This window comes from Pseudomonas sp. LFM046, from assembly GCF_000949385.2.
In the GTDB taxonomy this organism is placed as follows: domain Bacteria; phylum Pseudomonadota; class Gammaproteobacteria; order Pseudomonadales; family Pseudomonadaceae; genus Metapseudomonas.
Genome location: NZ_JYKO02000001.1, coordinates 2,757,419 through 2,777,311 on the forward strand (window position 1 = coordinate 2,757,419; position 19,893 = coordinate 2,777,311).

A 19,893-nucleotide genomic window follows, 5' to 3' on the forward strand; every position below is an offset into this window, starting at 1 on the left:
TCCCAGAGCCATTCCCGCAGCCGTAGCTATCAGCAGCCCGACACCTCCCAGGTTGGGCATGGGCAGAGACTCTGCGCTGGAGGCGTACTTGAAGAACAATACCGGCCATTGCGAAGAACGGCACAATGGCATCTTTGCCACGGGACAGACGTTTCGAGACGCAGCAATAAGCTGAGCTCACCCGCCAGGGACGCCGGACAAGACCTGAGCACCATTGTGTTCTCAACTGCATCGGCCGATGGTGGACGTCGGTTTGTCGGGCGCGCGCACCTCGCTTCATCGCTCCCGCTGAAGAGTTTCCTTAAAGGGCCTGAAAGTGCCCACGAAGTCAGATACTGCTTTGGATGGCTTCAATTCGTGCGTCGATCAACGGAGTGAACAAGGCATACAGTTCGGTAGGCTGGAGAGTGGTTCGTTGTACGGCCAGTAGCTCATCGGACAGGCGCCCCAGAGCCGTGCGAAGGGGGGCGTCCGCATCCTTGAGAAGGTGATCGTGCAAGTACTGCAACTGGATGTGAAGCTCCAGCGGACAGTGTTGCCGGCCAGCGGCGCGAATCGAAAGCCCTCGCAGTCGACCGAGCTCTTCGACTTGCCAGCACCGCTCGGCGACTTCCGGTGTCAGCTTGAGCAAATGGCAACGTTGCAAATCCAGAAGCTGGATGTGGGCAAGCAGTTGTTCCAGCAGACGGCAATGCCCGTCGAAGTCTTCCGGCGTGCGCAGCAGGCCTTGCCAAGCTCGGTCGTTTCCAGCATCGACCCAGGCCCGCCAGGAATGTCCCAGTTGGGCTTCGAGCTTCCGGCGGTTGTTTATGGCCTCGGCACTGGTCTGAGCACCCAGCGCACGATGGCGTTGGATGCCCTGCATGAGTACCAAGCCGAGCTGCAACCTTGCGCGCAGTGCTTCTTGCCGGCGATGCTGCCGACGTCGATCGGCCCACAGCAGAGCCATGCACGACGCGGCCAGAGCCGTCAGTACGGCCAGTGCAGGTAGGCTCTGTATGATCATGGCGTTGCGTCGCCTGTGAGTCGGGTGAGGTAGCGGGTCAGGTCATGCAGGTCGTGGGTCTGTCTGCTTTGCACCTGAAGACTGGTGCTGATCTGCTGCAGCTGTTCGCCGAGGTCTTGGTTCGCCTGGTGATGTTCGACCAGTGCCTGTTGCATGTTGTCGAAGCGCTGCAGGTTTTCCTGGCTTTTGCGGGCCAGCCGATCAAGGCTCTCGGCGAGGCTGTTGCTCTGGCCGCTGCCACGCTCCAACAGCTCGCGGTGATGCTCAACTTCCTTGCTCACCTGATTCACGGCCCCTACGATGGCCGAGGCGGCGGCGATGATGTCACGCGTAGTCCTGTCGGTAGCGGTTGCCATCTGCCGGACTTCGTCCGCCACCACCGCGAAACCGCGGCCTTGCTCGCCGGCACGAGCAGCCTCGATCGAGGCGTTCAGCGCCAGTAGCTGGGTCTGCTTGGCCAGGTCCTGGATGCCTTGCACTGACTGCTCGACGAGCGCGGTGCTCTGCAGCAACTGCGTCACCGCTCGGGCGGTGTCGCCCAGGCTGCTGCGTATGTCAGCCATCCCCGATCCCAGTTCCCGCGCCGCCCGGCAGCCGTCCTCACCCTGGGCATGGGCGGCCGCGAAATCCGAGCGGGCGCTGCTGGCCATTTCGTCCACGCTGGCCAGGCTGCGTTCAATTTGTTCGCTAGCGGCCGCGATCATGTTCACCCGCTGGCTTTGCTCGCCGCCCTGGACACTGGCTTGCTGCGCCAACTGTTCCAGCGCCTGGCTGGCGAAGCGCACCTCACTGTTCAGGCGATCATTGCCACGCAGTCGCTCACTGCACTCGACCAGCAGGGTGGCCTGATCGCTGGCGGACTGGGTACGCAGCAGGCGCGCCAGTTCGTCGAACCAGAAGGCTTCGCTGCGGCATTGGCGCGCCTGGTGAAGCTGCTGGGAGATGGCCAGGTAGAGCGTTCCCAGGACAAGCCCAAGTGCCATGGCCGGCTGACCTGCATACGCACTGGCTGCCGCACCGAGTGCCGTACCGATGGGTAGCCACGCGCCAGACTGAATGCTGGCGACTAACGCGATACCTGGCTCGAATGGCAGGCAGGTTGTTCGTTGCCCAGACGTTTGCCGGACGTCCCAAACGGGTGTGGTCGCGCCATCGATACGGCGTACATCGGTGCCAGCGAGATTGCTCATGGTTGGGCTCCCGGATGGAGTAAAGGCTGTCCGTTGTTCAGGGTGATGCGGCCCGGCAGGATCGGTGTGGGGCAGGGCGCCCGCACACCGATGTACCTGCCAGATACGGGTAAGGGACGGTCAGTAGGTGTATTGCACCTGCACCCAGAGCTTGTCGGTATCGACCGTGCGGGCTCGATCATCCGAGTCGTAGCTGGCGTACTTGAGCAGTCCGACCAAGCCTTTCACACCCGGTATCGGATGGGCATAGGACAGGTCGATCTCATTGCCGTAGTCATCGCTGCCCTGCTCGGTGTCGAAGTCGTGGTACCAGGCTTGCAGGCTGCCGCCGGCCAAGGGCGCAGTGAAGCCCAGGTAGGCGTCCTCGATGCCGTCGGCCGGCGTAGTGAGGAACTGGTCGGCCCAGCCCTGGAAGATGTGCTTGGTCGCCAGCGGCGTCTGGAACGCACGGTTACCCGGACCGCTGTCGCCACCCAGCACCTCGTAGCCGCCCTTGAACTGCACGCCCTTGAACACATACCCCAGTTCCGCCAGGTAGTACTCACTGTCCAGGTCCAGCGGGTTATCGGCGTAGTCCTGCTGGCGTGCGTAGTCCAGCGCGTAGCTGAAACCGGCCAGCGCACCGGTCAGGCGCAGGCCGCTGGTCCGACTGGACAGGCTGCCGAGCGGGGAGGTCGCGGTGATCGCAATGTTGTCCAGGCCGAGCAGGTAGCTATAGGCGGTTACCGCGAGTTCCGGCCGCACCAGGTACTGGGCATTGAACAGGTGGCTGTGGCCTTCGATGTTGGCCGGATTGCTGCGGTTGTCGAAACGACCGTTGTCCGGACCGAAGATGGTGTTGATGTTGTCCAGGTAGCTGTAGGTCAGCGTCAGCCCGTCGAGGGGTTTGAGTTGAGCGAGAGCCGCGTCGTAGGTCTGCTCGTTCTGCCGCCAGGCGGAGCCGCCGACGAAGCGCTGGTTGTCCAGGTTAATGCGCTGACGGCCCAGTACGGCGCTGCCGAAGGCCTGGTCATAGCGGAGCAGGGCCTGGTTGACTTCAGTGCCGTCGGGGTCGACCACCATGGCGTAGTTGGTCTGGCCATTGCGGGTGCTGTTGTAGGCGGCATCGCCGAGGCGGCTGACGTTGTCCACTTCCATCAGGCCCGAGAGGCCGTACCACTTGCCGGTCTGGAAGCCAACGCGGGTCCGCAGGGTCTGGGCATTGGCGTCGCGCAGGTTGTTGTTCTGGTCGACGTTCTCAAAGCGGTAGCGGGCATCGAGGATGGCCTTGCCCCCAGTGAACAGGTTGCTAACGTCCTCTGCGGCCAGGGCGGCGTGACTGGTGCCGGCAACGGCCAGCGACAGCAGAGCGGGTTTCAGCATGTGCATAGCGGTCTTTCCTAGGTCTGAAAAACGCAAAAAAAAACGTCACGGTGTCCGCGCTCCGGGTGGAGAGGGGATTCCGCGACGTCGTTGTCGGTTGAGTGGCAGACACGCCGTTGTGCTGACCGGAGAAGGTCTTAGCAGGCACTGTGCCAGTTTGTTCAATGCATTGATTTATAAGGTGTTTATTCAGCTCAAAGAACATTTGGCGATTACGCCATGCACATGCGCGGGCAAGGTTGCATTGGTGGGGTGCGAAGCCAGGTACGGGGGCCCCTGCATGGGGCATGCGAGCAGGCGAAAACGCGAAAGCCCGGCACGGGGCCGGGCTTTCGCAAAGGGCAGGGCGGCTACCTAGGCGGCGGGGCGCTGCTGGCGTTGGTAGAGGAACTCCAGCACCGCGGTGCGGTACTCGTGGTAGTGGGCATCGTTGGCCAGGGCCAGGCGGTTGCGTGGGCGCGGCAGCTCGACTCGGACGATATCGCCGATGGTGGCCGCCGGGCCGTTGGTCATCATCACGATGCGGTCGGAGAGCAGCACGGCCTCGTCCACGTCATGGGTGACCATCACCACGGTACTTTGGGTCTCGCCGACGATGCGCAGCAGCTCATCCTGCAGGTGCGCGCGGGTGAGCGCATCCAGCGCCCCGAAGGGCTCGTCCATCAGCAGCACCTTGGGTTCCATCGCCAGCGCGCGGGCGATGCCCACGCGCTGCTTCATGCCGCCGGAGATTTCACTGGGGTGCTTGTGCGCCGCATGGTCCAGGCCGACCATCTGCAACGCCGCGGCGGTACGTTCCTTGAGCCGGGCCTTGCTTTCGCGGGCGCCGAAGACCCGCTCCACGGCCAGGTGGACGTTGCCGAAGCAGGTCATCCAGGGCAGCAGGCTGTGGTTCTGGAACACCACGGCGCGCTCCGGGCCAGGGCCATCGATTTCCCGGCCATTGCAGATCAGCCCGCCTTCGCTGGCGTCCAGCAGGCCGGCGATCAGGTTGAGCACGGTGGACTTGCCGCAGCCGGAGTGGCCGATCAGCGAGACGAACTCGCCACGGGCGATGCTCAGGTTGACGTCGCTGAGGGCCTGGAAGCGCCCTTTGCGTGTATCGAAGTGTTTGCTGACACCGGTCAGCTCGACGAACTTGTTCATGGTCTCTCTCCGGGTCAGTTGCTGTAGTCGAAGCGCTTGGCCAGCCACAGCAGGGTCTGTTCCAGGGCCAGGCCCACCAGACCGACGATGATGATGGCGATGAGGATGTGCTCGACGTTGAGGTTGTTCCATTCGTCCCACACCCAGAAGCCCAGGCCGGTGCCGCCGGTGAGCATTTCCGCCGCCACGATCACCAGCCAGGCGACGCCGATGGCCAGGCGGATACCGGTCATCAGATGGGGCAGCACGGCGGGGAACAGGATGTGGGTGAGGACCTTGAACTCGGAGAGCTTCAGTACCCGCGCCACGTTGAGGTAGTCCTGCGGCACGCTGGCCACCCCGGCGGCGGTGTTGAGGATGATCGGCCAGATCGAGCTGATGAAGATCACCCAGATCGACGCCGGACCGGCAGCCTCGAACACCAGCAGGCCGATGGGCAGCCAGGCCAGCGGCGACACCGGGCGCAGCAAGCTGATGATGGGAGAGAGCATCCCGGCCAGGAAGGTGAAGCGGCCGATGGCGAAACCCAGGGGAATGCCGACCAGCGCCGCCATGCTGAAACCCAGGCCGACCCGGCCGAGCGAGTGCAGGATGTTCCAGCCGATGCCCATGTCGTTGGGACCGTTGTCGTAGAAGGGATCGGCAAAGAGTTCCAGCGCCGAATGCCAGGTCGACAATGGCCCCGGCAACCCTTCGCTGCGCGCCGCCACCAGGGCCCAGAGGCCGATGAACAGCAGCAGGCCGAGCAGCGGTGGGAGCAGTGCCCGTGCCAGGTTGTTGAAGAACTCCGCGGCTGGCCTGGCCAGTCGTGGAGCCGAGCTGGGTGCGGTCTTGGCCGGCAGCGACAGCGGAGGGGTTACCGGAGCGTTCATCGTTACCTCCCGGGTCAGGCTTTGATGGCGAAGGACTGGGCGTAGGCGGCGGGGTTCGAACCGTCCCACAACTTGCCGTCCATCAGGGTGCTGCCGCGCATCTGGCTGGTCGGCACCGGCAGGCCGAGGGCGCTGGCTGCCTCACTGAACAGCTTGGTCTGGTTGACCTGGGCGGCGACGGCCGCGTAGTCCGGATCCTGTTTGATCAGGCCCCAGCGCTTGAACTGGGTCATGAACCACATGCCGTCGGAGAGCCAAGGGAAGTTGACGTTGCAGTCCTTGCAGAAGGCCATGGCGTGCTGGTCTTGCCATTTGTTGCCCAGGCCGTCTTCGTAGTGGCCGAGGAAGCGCTGTTCGATGACGTCCACCGGGGCGTTCACGTAGGCCTTGCCGGCGATGAGTTTGGCGGTGGCCTTCTTGTTCTCGTCGCTGGCCTCGATGAAGCGGCTGGCGTCGAGCAGGGCCATTACCAGGGCCCGTGCGGTGTTGGGGTTCTGCTCGACAAAGTCGCGCGAGCAGCCCAGCACCTTCTCCGGATGGTCCGCCCAAATCTGCTGGGTGGTGGTGGCGGTGAAACCGATCTTGTCGAAGATGGCCCGCGCGCCCCAAGGCTCGCCGACGCAGAAGCCGTCCATGTTGCCGACGCGCATGTTGGCGACCATCTGCGGCGGCGGAACGGTGATGGTCTTCACGTCGTTCATGGGGTTGATGCCGTGACTGGCCAGCCAGTAGTAGAGCCACATGGCGTGGGTACCGGTAGGGAAGGTCTGGGCGAAGGTCAGCGGGTTACCGCCTTTCTTGATATGGGCCGCGAGCTGTTCGCCGTTGGTCACGCCGGCTTCTTTCAACTGGCGGGAGAGGGTGATGGCCTGGCCGTTCTGGTTCAGCCCCATGAGCACCGCCATGTTCTTCTGCGGACCGGCGACCCCGAGCTGGGAGCTGTACATCATGCCGTAGAGCACATGAGAGGCATCCAGTTCGCCGGTGTTCAGCTTGTCGCGCACGCCGGCCCAGGAAGCTTCCTTGCTGGGTTCGATAGAGAGACCGTACTTGGCGGCGAAGCCCTGAGTGGCGGCCACGACCACCGAGGCGCAGTCGGTGAGGGGAATGAAACCGACCTTCAGGGCGGTCTTTTCCGGTGCATCCGAGCCGGCGGCCCAGGCCGCGCTGCGCAGGAAGCCGGGGGCGGAGAGGCCGAGGGCGGTCACGCCACCGACCGTGCCGGCAATGGCGATGGACTGCTTGAGGAAGTTGCGGCGGCTGTTGTTTACCGGGTCTTTGGAATCACGTTCGCTCATGGTGTTGTCCTTGTTGGAAGGCAAAACAAAAACGGCGCACGCCAGAGCTCCCGAGAAGGAAAGGAGCTCTGACGGACGCCGTTGTCCGTGATCCGCGGCCCACCGCCGTTGGCGTGCTACGCAAGAATCTGCAGGTGAGATTGCAAACGCCTTGCCAGCTTGCCCAGCAGCCCGAAGTCATAGCCTTGGCAGGCTGCTTTCGGCCGTTATTGTCTTTTAAATCAGCAGCTTGACTCTTTGGGTAATGGGGCGGGCTAGCTGGCCTCAATGAGCCATGTTCGTGCGGCGCAGAGGTGGCCTGAACGGTTTTGGTTCGCTTGGAACAGGAGAAGGCAGCGAGGGCGGATGCCAGGAACGTTGTTCTGTATTAGGGGGAACGAAGAACAGCACCACGTGCGCCTGCGTACGGTGTGTGGCGAGAGATTGTTGCGAGCGTTGGCCCCGTCCATGGGGAGCGAATGAATTCGCCCCGACATGGACTTGACCGATTTCTGGTTGACGCTCAGACGCCAAGCATCTCGTGCGTGGCGATGATCTGCTCGGCCACCTGGATCAATCGTTGTTGGCGTCCCATGGCCTGGCGACGCATCAAGGTGTAGGCGGCATCCTCGTCACAGCTTTTCATCTTCATCAGCAGGCCCTTGGCCAACTCGATGCGCTTGCGTTCTGCCAATTGGCTGTCTCGCTCCAGCAGTTGGGTGCGCAGGGCCTGGTCGCTCTCGAAGCGGGCCATGGCCACGTCCAGGATCGGTCGTAGGCGCTCGGTGTGAATGCCCTCGATCACGTAGGCGCTGACGCCGGCCCGGATCGCCTGGCGCATCAGGTGGGGATCGTGATCGTCAGTGAACATGACGATGGGGTGGGGCCGGTCGCGGCTGACCATCACTACCTGTTCCATCATGTCGCGGCCCGCGGACTCGGTGTCGATCAGTACGACATCGGGGCGCGCCGCTTCGATCCGCTCAGGCAAGTTGATGGTCAGGCCGGTTTCGTCCATGACGTCGAAACCGGCCTCCACCAGGGCATTGCGCAGACGGCCGACTTTCTTCGGGGTGTCATCGATCAGGAGAATGCGGAGCATGCTGTGGTCAACTCCTGGCGTCAGAGGGCAGCGGCCGCAGGGGCGGAGCTGCGGGCGTGGATGGCGAAGCTGCGGGCATAGCCGGCCGGGTCGGTGCCGTCCCAGATCCGGCCGTCGAACAGCCTGGAGCTGCGCATGGGGTGCTCGGGGACCGCTATGCCCAGCGCTTCGGCCGCTTCGCGGTAGAGCGCAAGCTGGTGGACTCGACGGGCCACGCCGAGGTAGTCCGGGTCGTCTCTGAGCAGCCCCCAGCGGCGGAACTGGGTCATGAACCACATGCCATCGGACAGCCAGGGCATGGTGGCCTCGCCGCCGGCAAAGAAGCGCAGTGGGTGAGCATCGCGCCAGGCGTAGCCGAGGCCGTCCTCGTAGTAACCGAGAAAACGCGGCTCGATGGCCGAGAGTGGTGCATCGAGGTACTCGCCACCGCTGATCAGCCGGGCGGTGCTGCACTTGTTCTCGTCGCTGGCGTCGATGAAGCGGCTGGCCTCCAGCACCGCCATGGTCAGGGCGCGGGCCGTGTTGGGGTACTGCTCCACGAAGGCGCGCGTGCAGGCGAGCACCTTTTCCGGGTGATCGGGCCAGATCATCTGGCTGGTTGCCAGGGTGAAACCCTGCTTCTCATCCACCGCCAGTGCGCCCCAGGGGCCGCCGGCACAGAAACCGTCGATGTGCCCTGTCTTGAGATGCTGGACCATCTGCGCGGGCGGCAGCACCACTGTGTTCACATCTTCCAACGGGTGGATACCCTGCGCCGCCAGCCAGTAGTGAAGCCACATGGCATGGGTCCCGGTGGGAAAGGTCTGGGCGAAGGTCAGTTTCGCGCTGTGCTGGCGTACACGGGCGGCGAGGGCGTCAGCACGGGTCACCCCGGCCTGACGCAGTGGTTCGGATAGGTTGATCGCCTGGCCGTTCTGACACAGTCCCATGAGGATCGCCATTTCGGTGGGGGCGCCGCCCAGTCCCAGCTGGGCCCCATAAACCTGGCCGTAGAGCGAATGTGCGGCGTCCAGTTCACCGCTCAACAGTCTGTCGCGCAGGCCGGCCCAGGAGGTCTGCCGCTTCAGTTCCAGGGTCAGCCCGTAGGGCTGGGCGAAGCCCTGGGTGGCCGCGACGATCAACGAGGCGGTGTCGGAAAGGGCCATGAAGCCCAGGTTCACTGTGCGCTTTTCCGGGGCATCGCTGCCCGCGACCCAGGCGAGGCTGTCGTTACGGGTGCAACTCTTGTCGGTCATGTTGTTTGTCCCACCACTGAACGAAAAAGGCGCCGCCCCAGTCACCATGGGATTGGTGACCGGGAGCGACGCCATCGTCTATGAACTGTCTCCGCCGTTGGAGGGAGTTCGGAGTGTTGGTAACAGCAAACGACATGCCATCGTTCAACGGGGAATCGGATCCAAGGGCAGGCGGCAATGCCTCGTGCTTGTATGCGCTGACGCCGGCTTTCGATCGAAGCTTTAGGGCGCCGCAAGGCGCCCTTATCGTTTCGCAGCGGGACAACCGCTATCTATGCCCGAAACTGATGCCTACCGATCTTCGGTCGTTTGTTCGGCGATCGTTCGAATAACATCGAGTACCTTGCCAATGCTGGTTGCCTCAGCCACAAAGTCGCTCTCATAGTGCACTTTGCGCGCGGCGACAGACTCTTGCCTGAGCGTCCCAGGGCACTGTGTGTCCACACCACGACCATGTGGGTTGCCAGAGGCGGTCTTTGAGTGCATCGAGCGGGGGTGTAAAGACTGTCCCAGGAGTTGCATACAAAGCACGCGGCCACGAAATAGGAGAGGAGGAGGGGAGTGCGGGCGCGGTGCGCTTGCGATCGCATTGAGTCCGTGGGAGGCTCAATCCTATCTGTCTATTGGTTCATTCTGAAGTGGCCTAATGATTCTGGACACCCCGATAGGGCGTTAAGCTGCGCCCAAGCAAGAGGTGTTCATGAGCAGAAGATCATTCAGTCCGGAATTCAAACTCGAGGCCGCCAGCCTGGTGCTCGATCAAGGCTATTCCATACCGGCAGCCTGCAAGGCGATGGGGGTAGGCCCAACTGCCATGCGGCGCTGGGTCGAGCAATTGACCCTGGAGCGCCATGGCAAGACGCCGGAGCACAGCAAGGCCATGACGCCGGAGCAGCGGCGAATCCAGGAGCTGGAGGCCCAGGTGCGGCGGCTGGAGCGGGAGAAAGAGATCTTAAAAAAGGCTACCGCTCTCTTGATGTCAGACGCCCTCGATTAGTGCGCTTAGTCGAGTCATTGGGTGAGCACTATCCACGGGCAGAGCTTTGCCGGCTGTTCGGCATCAATCGCAGCAGTGTCTATGCCGCCGCTAAGTCAGCAGCTCGCGGTAATCAGCCGCACGCCAGGTTGCGACAGCGCTTGGTGGAGCTGCATGTCCAGAGTCGGCGTTCGGCAGGCGCCCGGACGCTCGCGGCGGCTTTGCGCCAGGAAGGCTGGGCAGTGGGTCGATTCCTGGCCGGCCGTCTGATGAAAGAGGCCCAGTTGTTCAGCTCGCAACGCCGTCGACACCGTTACCGCCCAACTGAGGGTGAGAGTGCCAAAGCGTCGAACGAACTGGACCGGCAATTCCGCACCCACGGCCCCAATCAGGTGTGGTGCGGTGACGTGACGTACATCTGGGCCGGCGGGCGCTGGATCTACTTGGCCGCGATCATGGACCTGTATGCGCGGCGGATTGTGGGTTGGGCAATGTCCGATCGTCCGGACTCGCAGCTTACCGGACGCGCTTTGCGCGTAGCCTATGAGGCTCGCGGTTGCCCCGCCGGCGTGCTGTTTCACTCCGACCAGGGCAGCCACTACAGCAGTCAGGAATTTCGACAATTGCTCTGGCGGCATCGAATCCGCCAGAGCATGAGTCGTCGCGGCAATTGCTGGGACAACGCCCCGATGGAGCGTTTCTTCCGGAGCCTCAAATCCGAATGGATACCGGCTTCGGGTTACGCCAGCCAAGCCGAAGCAGAGGCTGATGTACTGCGCTACCTGACCGACTACTACAACCACCGACGGCCACACAGCTACAACAGCTACCAGACACCGGCACAGCGCGAAGCGCTGGCTGGATAGACCTAAACCGGTGTCCAGTTTTACTTGACCACTTCANTGCACGGGGCCCGGGCGGCCGGTCATCATCGAGCTCCAGGCACGGTGCATGATGAAGGGCATTTCCTCCACGCGGGTGGCGACCCAGTGACGCTTGGACACGGCTTCGGCAATCTTCGGGAAGTCGTTGTCGGTGTAGCGCTCCAGTTCCTGCAGCAGGCCGTGGCCACGCATGTGAGTGGGCGGGCCACCGGTGATCAGCATCAGGCTGGTGGAGTCGGTGAAGGCGGTGGCCATGCCGATCACGGTGTTGCTCGCGCCGGCGCCGATGGAGGTCACCGCCGCCATCGGCTTGCCGGAAACGCGGTAGTAGCCGTCGGCCAGGTGCACGGCACTCTGCTCGTGGAACACCTGGATGAACTTGATCTTCGACTCTTCCTCGAGGAAGGCGTCGGTGAGGGTCCAGATACCGTGGCCGGGGATACCGGCGACGTACTCGACGCCGTAGTTCTTCAGGGTTTGGGCAACCACTTGGCTGCCAGTCAACTTGGGCATGGTTGTGCTCCTTGGAGTACTGGTGAAAGCGGCGTGGGAATTGGCCGCTAACCGGGTGGTCAAGGGTTACGAATTCTTGCGCGCGGCCCAAGCCAGGCCCTGCTTGGTCAAGCGGCGGATGTTCGGATCGGCCAGATTGCTCGTGTCATGGCCGATGGAGTGATAGAAGACGCGGCCTTCACCCCAGTTGCGCACCCAGGCGACCGGACTGCGATGCCCCTTGAGCCAGGGCATCGGGTTGCCATCGAAGGTGGTTTCGGCGAGCACGTGAACGTTGGGGTCGACCTGCATGTAGTACTGCTCGGAGCGCACCTCGAAGTCCTCAACGCCTTGGGCGACTTCATGTTCACGGTCGATGAAGTTCACCATGTAGGGGTGCGGATAGCCTTCGCCGGCCGGGTGTTCCAGGAAGGAGCCGCCGAGTACGAAGTGGTACTTCAGGCTAGCGCGGAAGGCCGCGCCGGCGCCGTGCCAACCCACCAGGCCCGTGCCGCTCTCGATGGCCTCCAGCAGGCGGTTTTCCTGGGCAGCGGTCAGCGTCTCGGTGGTTACTGCGTTGTTCCAGCCGATCACGATCAGGTCATAGCCGGTCAGGTCGCGGTCCAGGGTGAAGATGTCGGTGGACTCCTCAACCTGGAAGTCGAGTTCCTGGAACAGTTCGCGCGCCCACGCTGCGATTTCGTAGGGGAAATGGCCGGGCCAGCCGCCATACAGGTAGAGGACACGAGTCACGGTTGATTACCTCCGGTTGTTGTTACTGCTTGTCGTAGGCCTGAGGCCGAATTCTTTGTTGGGCTGCTGCCTGCTTTTCTGCGAGCAGCACTTCTCCGCCGCTGGGTGCAATCCCAGTTGCTTACGTCGAAATGGTTGGCGGTAGTCCGCCGTCCTTCAGGACGCCTGTTTGGCATTCCCGCAGTTGTAGAGCCGCTATTCGCTGGCCATGGCTAGGCCGGACAATTGCTGCCGGTCCGAGGTCTCCCGTTGTTGGAGGCCGGGCGCTTGCAAGGATCTGGCGATCTCACTGGGGGTAGGCATGAAAGCGAAAAAGTGACCGAGGATGAGCTCGTGTCTTTGCGAGCCGTCTTGCTTCAGCGCGCGCTGATGCGGAGAAGGGCTGTTTTGGCACCGTAGGACCTGAGTCATGGTGTTCACCTCGATCTTGTTGTTGGCGTGGTGTCATGGCGATCGGGTTATACGTATAACCTTGATTCAACATTATCACCACAAGCGACGCTGTCAATCCCTTCTGTCAGCTACCTGCTAGGGAGTCATCAGCTGGTCAAAATCAGGGGAAATAGGCCGATCTACCAGGACATCCATGGAGCGGTATGTCGCTTTTTGAAATGCCGATCGTCAGCGGCGTTCAAGCCCTTATTAGTCCGATAGCCCTATTTACAGGAGAGAGCTTCAAGCGCGCCGATTGATTCCTGACTGAGTGGTTATGGGGTGGCATTTCTGAAAGCGACAATTTTGAGGAAGGTGGATTGACAAGCGAAAAGAGGGTGGTAGCTTCGCAATCAGGTTATACGAATAACTCGAATAACAAGACACAACCGAGGTGACCGACCATGAGAACGAATCCCGTACCAGTAAAGGACTCGCTTATCGTCGAATCGCCCTCTCTGCTGAGGGGGCTTGAACCCGAGTCTGTGCTTTCCCCTGTCGCCAGAGCGCATTCGCCTGGTGCTCCGTTCCGGCTCCGGCCGAGGCTGTAGCAACTCCGCATTCCAACCAATCAACGCGCCGGCCTGCCGGCCGAATTGACGCTCAGCATGACGTTTTACCTGTCATGTCGAGTCCGTGCCTGGTCGTTTCATCGCTTCAACCAAAACCAACAAGATAGGAGCAACGAAGGTGAAAACTTTCAAACCAGCAAAGTCCCGTAGCCTCAATAAATCGCGCAAGAACAGCATCTCGGTGGTTATCGCCGCCGCAACGTCGTTGGCCATCGGGATGGGTAGTGCGGCAGCGGCCGAGCAGCGCCTTGAGGTTCTGCACTCCTGGGTGTCTGACAGCGAGGTCAAGGCTGTCAATGTGATCAAGGAGCGGCTCTCCACCCAGCAAGTCACCTGGGTGGACTCCGCCGTCGGTGGCATGAGCGGCAGCAATGCCCAGCAGGCCCTGCGCGCCAGGGTTACGGCAGGTGATCCGCCCGGTGCGATGCAGTTCCTCGGCCACGAGGCCATGATCTGGGCCGACCAGGGCGTGCTCAGCAACCTCAATCAGGACGCCAGCGCCAATAACTGGGAACAGGTGGTTCCGGATGCGGTAAAGCCTTTCCTGAAGCACGGCAATGACTGGGTTGCGGTTCCGGTGAACATGCATCGGCAGAACTGGCTCTGGGCCAACGCCAAGGCGTTCGAGAAGGCTGGCGTGACCCCCCCGCGCTCCTGGGACGAACTATTCGTCGCCGGTGACAAACTGCGGGCCGCTGGTTTCATTCCGCTGGCGATCAGCGATGAGCCCTGGCAGATCGGTATTGTCTTCGACGCCATCCTGATCGATCTGTACGGCGCCGACTTTTACAAGAAGACCGCCATCGACCTGGACGAAAAGGCGCTCTCCAGCCCGGAAATGGTCAAGGTGTTCGATACGCTGCGCAAAGTCCGTGGCCTGGCTGACGCGAATTTCCCCGGCCGCGACTGGGCCGTCGCCACCGGCATGGTGATCAACGGTAAGGCCGCCATGCAGTTCATGGGCGACTGGGCGAAAGGCGAGTTCCTGGCAAAGGGGCTCAAGCCCGGCACTGATTTCCTCTGCCTGGAAACCCCCGGCAAGGAAGTGTCCTTCCAGTTCGTGATGGACACCTTCGGCATGTTCAAGGTGGACAACGCCGGTACCCAGAAGGCCCAAGTGGCCCTGGCCGACACCACAATGGACAAGGCTACGCAGCACGACTTCAGCCTGATCAAAGGCTCGATCCCTGCGCGCACCGATGTCGATATTTCGGACTACGACAGCTGCGGCATCAAGTCCGCAGAAGACCGTGCCACCTCTGAGAAGAGTGGCAGTCTCGTGGGGGCCTTGACCCATGGCTTCGCCAGCCAATCCGAGTTCGCCAGTGTCTTCCAGGATGTTATCAGCCAGTTCTTTGTGACTGACATGAGTTCGCAGGATGCGGTGGATCTGCTTGTCCAGAGCATCAATAACGCGCGGTGAATGTCATGCAAGATACTCCTCTAAAGCCACTAAGCGCCCCGGCTGCATCAGCTGCCGGCAAGCGCGGGGTGGGCTCGTCCGTCGCGGTACCGCAAACCAGCGCAAAGCGCTGGCTAGCCCAGCATCTGCCGAAGCTGGTGTTGGCGCCGAGCTCACTGCTAATCCTCGTTGCGGTCTACGCTTTCATCGCCTGGACGGCATGGATCTCGTTGACCTCGTCCAAAGTCGTGCCGATCTACGACTTCGTCGGTCTGGAACAGTACATCCGGCTCTGGTCCACGGAGCGCTGGCACACAGCGGTAGGCAACCTGTTCATCTTCAGTAGCCTGTTCCTCGTTGGTGCCATCGCCATCGGTCTGTTGCTGGCGATCCTGCTGGACCAGCGGGTCCGGGCGGAAGGCGCGCTACGCGCAATCTATCTGTACCCGATGGCACTTTCTTTCATCGTCACCGGTACCGCCTGGAAGTGGATCCTCAATCCGGGGCTCGGCATCCAGAAAGTGGTCAATGACCTTGGCTGGGACAACTTCGTCTTCAACTGGATCGTCGACCCGAACTACGCCATCTACACGGTGGTCATTGCCGGCATCTGGCAATCGTCCGGTTTCGCCATGGCGGTGTTCCTCGCCGGCTTGCGCGGCATCGACAACTCCATCATCAAGGCGGCCCAGATCGAGGGCGCGACTCTGCCGCAGATCTACCGCCGCATCATCGTCCCGATGCTGCGACCGGCAATGCTCAGTGTGGTCGTACTGCTCAGCCACATCGCGATCAAGAGCTTCGACCTAGTGCTGGCGCTGACCAACGCTGGCCCCGGTGGCTCCACCGAGCTTCCCTCGACATTCATGTTCGCGGCGAGCTTCAGGCGCAACCAGCTGGGCGTCGGCGCGGCCAGCGCCATGATGATGCTGATGACCGTCGCCGCGATCATCGTTCCCTACCTGTACTCGGAGCTGCGAGGTCGCCGCGATGAACACTAATACTCGGGCGCTCACTGGATTCGTTACTGGCAGGTTGTTCATCTACCTGGCCCTCGGGCTGGTTGCGTTGGTCTACCTGATGCCGCTCTGGGTGATGGTGGTGACGTCAGTGAAGGACCTCGATGAGATCTACCAGGGCTCGTTCATTGGACTGCCGGAGCAGATCACTTTCGCTGCCTGGGAGAAGGCGTGGTCCAGTGCTTGTATCGGCACCGAGTGCGTTGGTCTGCGTGGCTACTTCGTCAACTCAATGATGATGGTGGTACCGGCGGTAGTGCTTTCCACGCTGATCGGCGCGCTCAACGGCTACACCTTGACCAAATGGACCTTCAAAGGCGCCAACGTGCTGTTCGGTCTATTGCTGTTCGGGTGCTTCCTGCCTTTCCAGGCTGTGCTGCTGCCTATTGCCCAGTCGCTCGGCTTCCTGGGCCTGGCAGGCTCCATCAAGGGGCTGATCCTGGTGCACACCGTGTACGGCATCAGCTTCACCACGCTGTTCTTCCGCAATTACTTCATCGGACTGCCGAACGACCTTACTCGGGCGGCCCTGGTGGATGGTGCGGGATTCTTCCGGATCTTCTGGAGCATCATGCTGCCGGCGTCGATCCCGATCATCGTAGTGTCCTGCATCTGGCAGTTCACTCAGATCTGGAACGACTTCCTCTTCGGGGTCTCCTTCACCTCCGGCTCCAACACGCCCATCACCGTTGCGCTGAACAACATCGTCAACGTCACCGCAGGGCGCAAGCAATACAACGTTGACATGGCGGCGGCCATGATCGCGGGCATTCCAACTCTGGTCGTTTATGTCCTGGCAGGTCGCTACTTCGTGCGTGGTCTGACCGCTGGCGCAGTCAAGGGGTAATGAACAATGGCAACTCTTCAGATTGATGGCGTGAGCAAGAGCTACGGCGATCTCAATATCCTTAAGCGCGTCGACATCGAGATCGATCCGGGTGATTTTCTCGTCCTTCTCGGGCCGTCTGGCTGCGGCAAGTCCACGTTGCTGAACCTGATCGCCGGCCTTGACGAGATTACCGATGGTGAAATCCGCATTGCTGGCGAGCGGGTGAACGAGCTGTCACCGAAGGATCGCGACATCGCCATGGTGTTCCAGTCCTACGCCCTGTATCCAACCATGAGCGTGCGCGAAAACATTGAGTTCGGCATGAAGATCCGCAAGGTACCGGACGCCGAGCGCGCGGAAGCGGTGAAACGCGTCGCTGCTCTGTTGCAGATCGAGGCCCTGCTGGAGCGCAAGCCCTCGCAGCTATCTGGTGGCCAGCGCCAACGTGTAGCGATGGGCCGGGCACTGGTGCGTAATCCCAAGCTGTTCCTCTTCGACGAGCCGCTGTCCAACCTCGACGCCAAGCTCCGAGTCGACATGCGTACCGAGATCAAGAAGCTGCACCAGCGTCTGGGCACCACCATCGTCTACGTCACCCACGATCAGATCGAGGCCATGACCATGGCCACCAAGGTGGCGGTGATGAAGGACGGTTATGTGCAGCAACTGGCGGATCCCGAGACCATCTATGACACCCCGGCTTCGGTGTACGTGGCGAAGTTCGTCGGCTCTCCGGCGATGAATATCATCCCAGCCACATTCCGACTGACTGACCAGGGCACAGAGGTGCGTCTGAATCGACCAGACGGAAGCGTGATCAGTCTCCGAGATGTCGCCATCTCAACCGAGGCGGCGCGCCAGTACTCCGGGCGCGACGTTCTGGTTGGCATCCGTCCGGAAACCTTCCACACCGCGTTGCCCACTGAGCAGGGCGCCTTCGAAGTAGAGGTCGAGGTGGTGGAACCCACCGGCCCCGACACTCTGGCGTTCTTCACCTTGGGCGGCACGGATGTGATCGCGCGCCTGGAACCGAGAAGTGTCCAGTCCGGCCGCAGCGCCCGCCTGAACGTCAACATGGCAAAGGTCGTGCTTTTCGATCGCGAGACTGAAAAGCGCATCCAGTGAGGGACGCGCCCGGGGGGAATTGTCCTCCCGGGACACCTGGCCAATGCTACAAGGGGATCAACTTCACATGCATCTATCCGATCGGGAGCTTGCCGAGTACTTGGTATTCGCCCATGAACTGGCCGACGCGGCGGGCTCCGAGATTCTGCCGTTCTTTCGTACTGCCTATGAACTGGAGGACAAGTGCACGCGGGGGTTCGACCCGGTCACCAGTGCCGACCGCGCAGCCGAACGCGTTATGCGCAGGTTGATCGCGCAGCGCTATTCCGAGCACGGCATCCTGGGGGAGGAGGAGGGCGTGACGGAGGGGCGCGCCAGGGTTTCCTGGGTCCTGGACCCGATAGATGGCACTCGCGCCTTCATCACCGGTCTGCCGTTGTGGGGCACGTTGATCGCCTTGAACGACGGTGAGCGGCCACGCTTAGGTGTGGTCGACCAGCCATTCATGGGGGAGCGTTTCGTTGGTGACGGCCAGTCAGCTTGGCTGAACGATCGGCCCATCCGCTCGCGACCCTGCGACCTGCTGGGCAGCGCCAGCCTGATGTCCACCAGCCCCGAGAATTTCCGCAGTGCCGGCCAGCTCGAACGCTTCCACGCGGTCACGGATCAGGCCCGCATGCTGCGCTACGGCGGCGATTGCTACGCGTTCTGCATGGTGGCGCTAGGGCAGGTGGATGCAGTGCTCGAACCGGCGCTGAAGCCCTACGACATCCAGGCGCTGATCCCAATCATCGAGGGCGCGGGCGGCGTCGTGACCGCTTGGGACGGCGGCGACCCGCAGCACGGGGGAGCAGTGGTGGCCAGTGGTGATGCGCGTTTGCATGAGCAGATTCTCGCGACCCTGGCAGAACGCGGCGCTGCGAGTTAAAGCGGGCATGAACGTTTGGCGGCAATGGTCTCGTCGTCTCGTCTGCGGCGTTTGGCGGCTGACGCTGGCACCGCAGGCGATAGCGGGGCATCGCGTGCTAGTCGGTTCCGGTTTCTGCTGCTTTGTTTCTCGAGTTTAGGCACCCAGGTTGATTCACCGTGTCGGCAGTTGGCCTGGGTGCCTTTTTTAATCGATGGGCCACAGTCTGGCGACTTGCTGACTTGGCAGAGGTGGACTGAATGGTTTCGATGAAGGATGTTGCGCGAGAAGCAGGAGTGTCCCAGCCAGCAGTCTCCTACGCCTACAGTGGCTCGCCCAAGGTTTCCGCAGCTCAGCGTGAACATATTCTCGCGGTAGCGGAGCGTCTTGGATACCCGGGCCCGGATCTGCGGGCGAGAGGCCTGAGATCGGGGCGTATCGGTGCCATTGGCCTGGTGGTCATGGACCAACTCTCCTACGCATGTGACGACCCTTGGGCGACGGCGCTGCTACGTGGCATCAGTAGCGTTAACGAACTGTCTAACGTCGCCCTTACGCTATTTCCTATGAACAGCCGACGCTTGGAGGACGATAGCCACGGTAATGATGTACACATGGCCGTACGGGGGCTAGTGGATGGGCTGATCATCTCGACCCTACCTGATGACCATCCGACCGTGCAGTACGTGCTCAAGCGCAAGGTCCCCTTCGTGGTGGTCGACTCTCCCCGGATCGAGGGCGTTCACTACGTCGGTATTGATGATCGCAGCGCCGCCCGTGAACAGATGCGCCACGTGTTGGAACTGGGACACCGCAAGATCGGCGTGCTGCTTGAGCGTCTCAAGCCCGATGGATATCGCGGCATGGTGGACCAACGCCGTTTCAACCATTCCACTGAGATGATCGTTCGCGAGCGTCTCACTGGCTACTTGGAGGCGGCTGCAGAAGTCGGCCTTGGTTTCGATGATCTACGGATCATCGAGGCTGGCGGTTTTGACACTCTTGTCGGGCGTGCTGCTGCGACCGCCCTTCTGCGTAAGCAGGAGGTCACGGCTGTTGTGGCCTGCTCGGATGTCATGGCGCTTTCCTGCATGACTGCAGCGCGTGAGCTCGACTTGGACGTACCCAATGACGTCTCCATCATCGGGTTCGATGACATTCCCGAGGCTGCGAGCAAGGGGTTGACCACTATCCGTCAACCGCTGGTGGAGAAGGGCGAGTGCGCAGCCCGCTTCCTCACCGAAATTTTGCAGTCTCCACCGGGCCCTGACGACCCCCCGAAGATCAAGATCTACCCTACACGCTTGATTGTACGTGCCTCTACTGCGAAACCATTAGCGAAAGATGGGCAGGGAAGATTGCTCTAAGGCGA

16 protein-coding genes and 1 pseudogene are annotated in these 19,893 nt (G+C 61.9%); 7 read left to right on the forward strand and 10 right to left on the reverse strand.

From position 1 onward, the window contains the following. Positions 1–328: 328 nt before the first annotated feature. The 8 genes from TQ98_RS12715 to TQ98_RS12750 form a co-directional block, all read right to left on the reverse strand. Positions 329–1,006, reverse strand: coding sequence for a hypothetical protein (locus tag TQ98_RS12715; protein WP_242443109.1), 678 nt, complete (start codon positions 1,004–1,006; stop codon positions 329–331). Continuing rightward, positions 1,003–1,989, reverse strand: coding sequence for a methyl-accepting chemotaxis protein (locus TQ98_RS28260; RefSeq protein WP_277949288.1), 987 nt, complete (start codon positions 1,987–1,989; stop codon positions 1,003–1,005). Before TQ98_RS28260 ends, TQ98_RS12715 begins: the two co-directional genes overlap by 4 nt. 327 nt (positions 1,990–2,316) lie before the next feature. Then, on the reverse strand, positions 2,317–3,564 hold the full coding sequence (locus TQ98_RS12725) for a hypothetical protein (RefSeq protein ID WP_044872516.1): 1,248 nt from the start codon (positions 3,562–3,564) through the stop codon (positions 2,317–2,319). 348 nt (positions 3,565–3,912) lie between these two features. After that, positions 3,913–4,704, reverse strand: a complete 792-nt coding sequence (locus TQ98_RS12730; protein ID WP_044872517.1) for an ABC transporter ATP-binding protein — start codon at positions 4,702–4,704, stop codon at positions 3,913–3,915. A gap of 14 nt (positions 4,705–4,718) precedes the next feature. Beyond that, positions 4,719–5,576 (reverse strand): nitrate ABC transporter permease, encoded by an 858-nt coding sequence (gene ntrB, locus TQ98_RS12735; protein ID WP_044872518.1) that lies wholly within the window; start codon positions 5,574–5,576, stop codon positions 4,719–4,721. A 14-nt stretch (positions 5,577–5,590) separates the two neighbouring features. Continuing rightward, positions 5,591–6,874 (reverse strand): CmpA/NrtA family ABC transporter substrate-binding protein, encoded by a 1,284-nt coding sequence (locus TQ98_RS12740; RefSeq protein WP_044872519.1) that lies wholly within the window; start codon positions 6,872–6,874, stop codon positions 5,591–5,593. Between the two features lie 502 nt (positions 6,875–7,376). Then, complete coding sequence (locus tag TQ98_RS12745) at positions 7,377–7,955, reverse strand: ANTAR domain-containing protein (RefSeq protein WP_044872520.1); 579 nt, start codon at positions 7,953–7,955, stop codon at positions 7,377–7,379. Positions 7,956–7,975: 20 nt separating this feature from the next. Continuing rightward, positions 7,976–9,190: a CmpA/NrtA family ABC transporter substrate-binding protein gene (locus TQ98_RS12750; protein ID WP_082073210.1), complete on the reverse strand. Its 1,215-nt coding sequence runs from the start codon at positions 9,188–9,190 to the stop codon at positions 7,976–7,978. A 694-nt stretch (positions 9,191–9,884) separates the two neighbouring features. On the opposite strand from TQ98_RS12750, the pseudogene TQ98_RS12755 reads away from it, so the two are divergent. Then, positions 9,885–11,060, forward strand: a pseudogene (locus tag TQ98_RS12755) (IS3 family transposase). A 5-nt stretch (positions 11,061–11,065) separates the two neighbouring features. Here the strand turns inward: TQ98_RS12755 and TQ98_RS12760 are convergent. Together TQ98_RS12760 and TQ98_RS12765 are read right to left on the reverse strand one after the other, a co-directional pair. Continuing rightward, the gene (locus tag TQ98_RS12760) at positions 11,066–11,563 is read right to left on the reverse strand and encodes a thiamine pyrophosphate-binding protein (RefSeq protein ID WP_206781051.1); all 498 of its coding nucleotides are present in this window, start codon (positions 11,561–11,563) and stop codon (positions 11,066–11,068) included. Between the two features lie 66 nt (positions 11,564–11,629). Beyond that, entirely contained in the window at positions 11,630–12,295 is a 666-nt protein-coding gene (locus TQ98_RS12765; protein ID WP_044870858.1) for a ThuA domain-containing protein, read from the reverse strand. 1,122 nt (positions 12,296–13,417) lie between these two features. Between TQ98_RS12765 and TQ98_RS12775 the strand changes: the two genes are divergently transcribed. From TQ98_RS12775 to TQ98_RS12800, 6 genes are all read left to right on the forward strand, one after another. Continuing rightward, a complete protein-coding gene (locus tag TQ98_RS12775) occupies positions 13,418–14,722 on the forward strand; it encodes an ABC transporter substrate-binding protein (protein WP_197708595.1) in 1,305 nt (434 codons plus the stop codon). Positions 14,723–14,790: 68 nt separating this feature from the next. Further along, complete coding sequence (locus tag TQ98_RS12780; protein ID WP_242443203.1) at positions 14,791–15,702, forward strand: sugar ABC transporter permease; 912 nt, start codon at positions 14,791–14,793, stop codon at positions 15,700–15,702. Beyond that, entirely contained in the window at positions 15,692–16,567 is an 876-nt protein-coding gene (locus TQ98_RS12785; RefSeq protein WP_044870861.1) for a carbohydrate ABC transporter permease, read from the forward strand. Before TQ98_RS12780 ends, TQ98_RS12785 begins: the two co-directional genes overlap by 11 nt. 6 nt (positions 16,568–16,573) lie before the next feature. Next, on the forward strand, positions 16,574–17,674 hold the full coding sequence (gene ugpC, locus TQ98_RS12790) for a sn-glycerol-3-phosphate ABC transporter ATP-binding protein UgpC (protein ID WP_044870862.1): 1,101 nt from the start codon (positions 16,574–16,576) through the stop codon (positions 17,672–17,674). Between the two features lie 67 nt (positions 17,675–17,741). Beyond that, entirely contained in the window at positions 17,742–18,542 is an 801-nt protein-coding gene (hisN, locus tag TQ98_RS12795; RefSeq protein ID WP_044870872.1) for a histidinol-phosphatase, read from the forward strand. Positions 18,543–18,781: 239 nt separating this feature from the next. Beyond that, positions 18,782–19,888 carry a LacI family DNA-binding transcriptional regulator gene (locus TQ98_RS12800; protein ID WP_044870863.1) on the forward strand — a complete coding sequence of 369 codons (1,107 nt, stop codon included), beginning with the start codon at positions 18,782–18,784 and terminating at the stop codon, positions 19,886–19,888. The last annotated feature ends 5 nt before the right edge of the window (positions 19,889–19,893 follow it).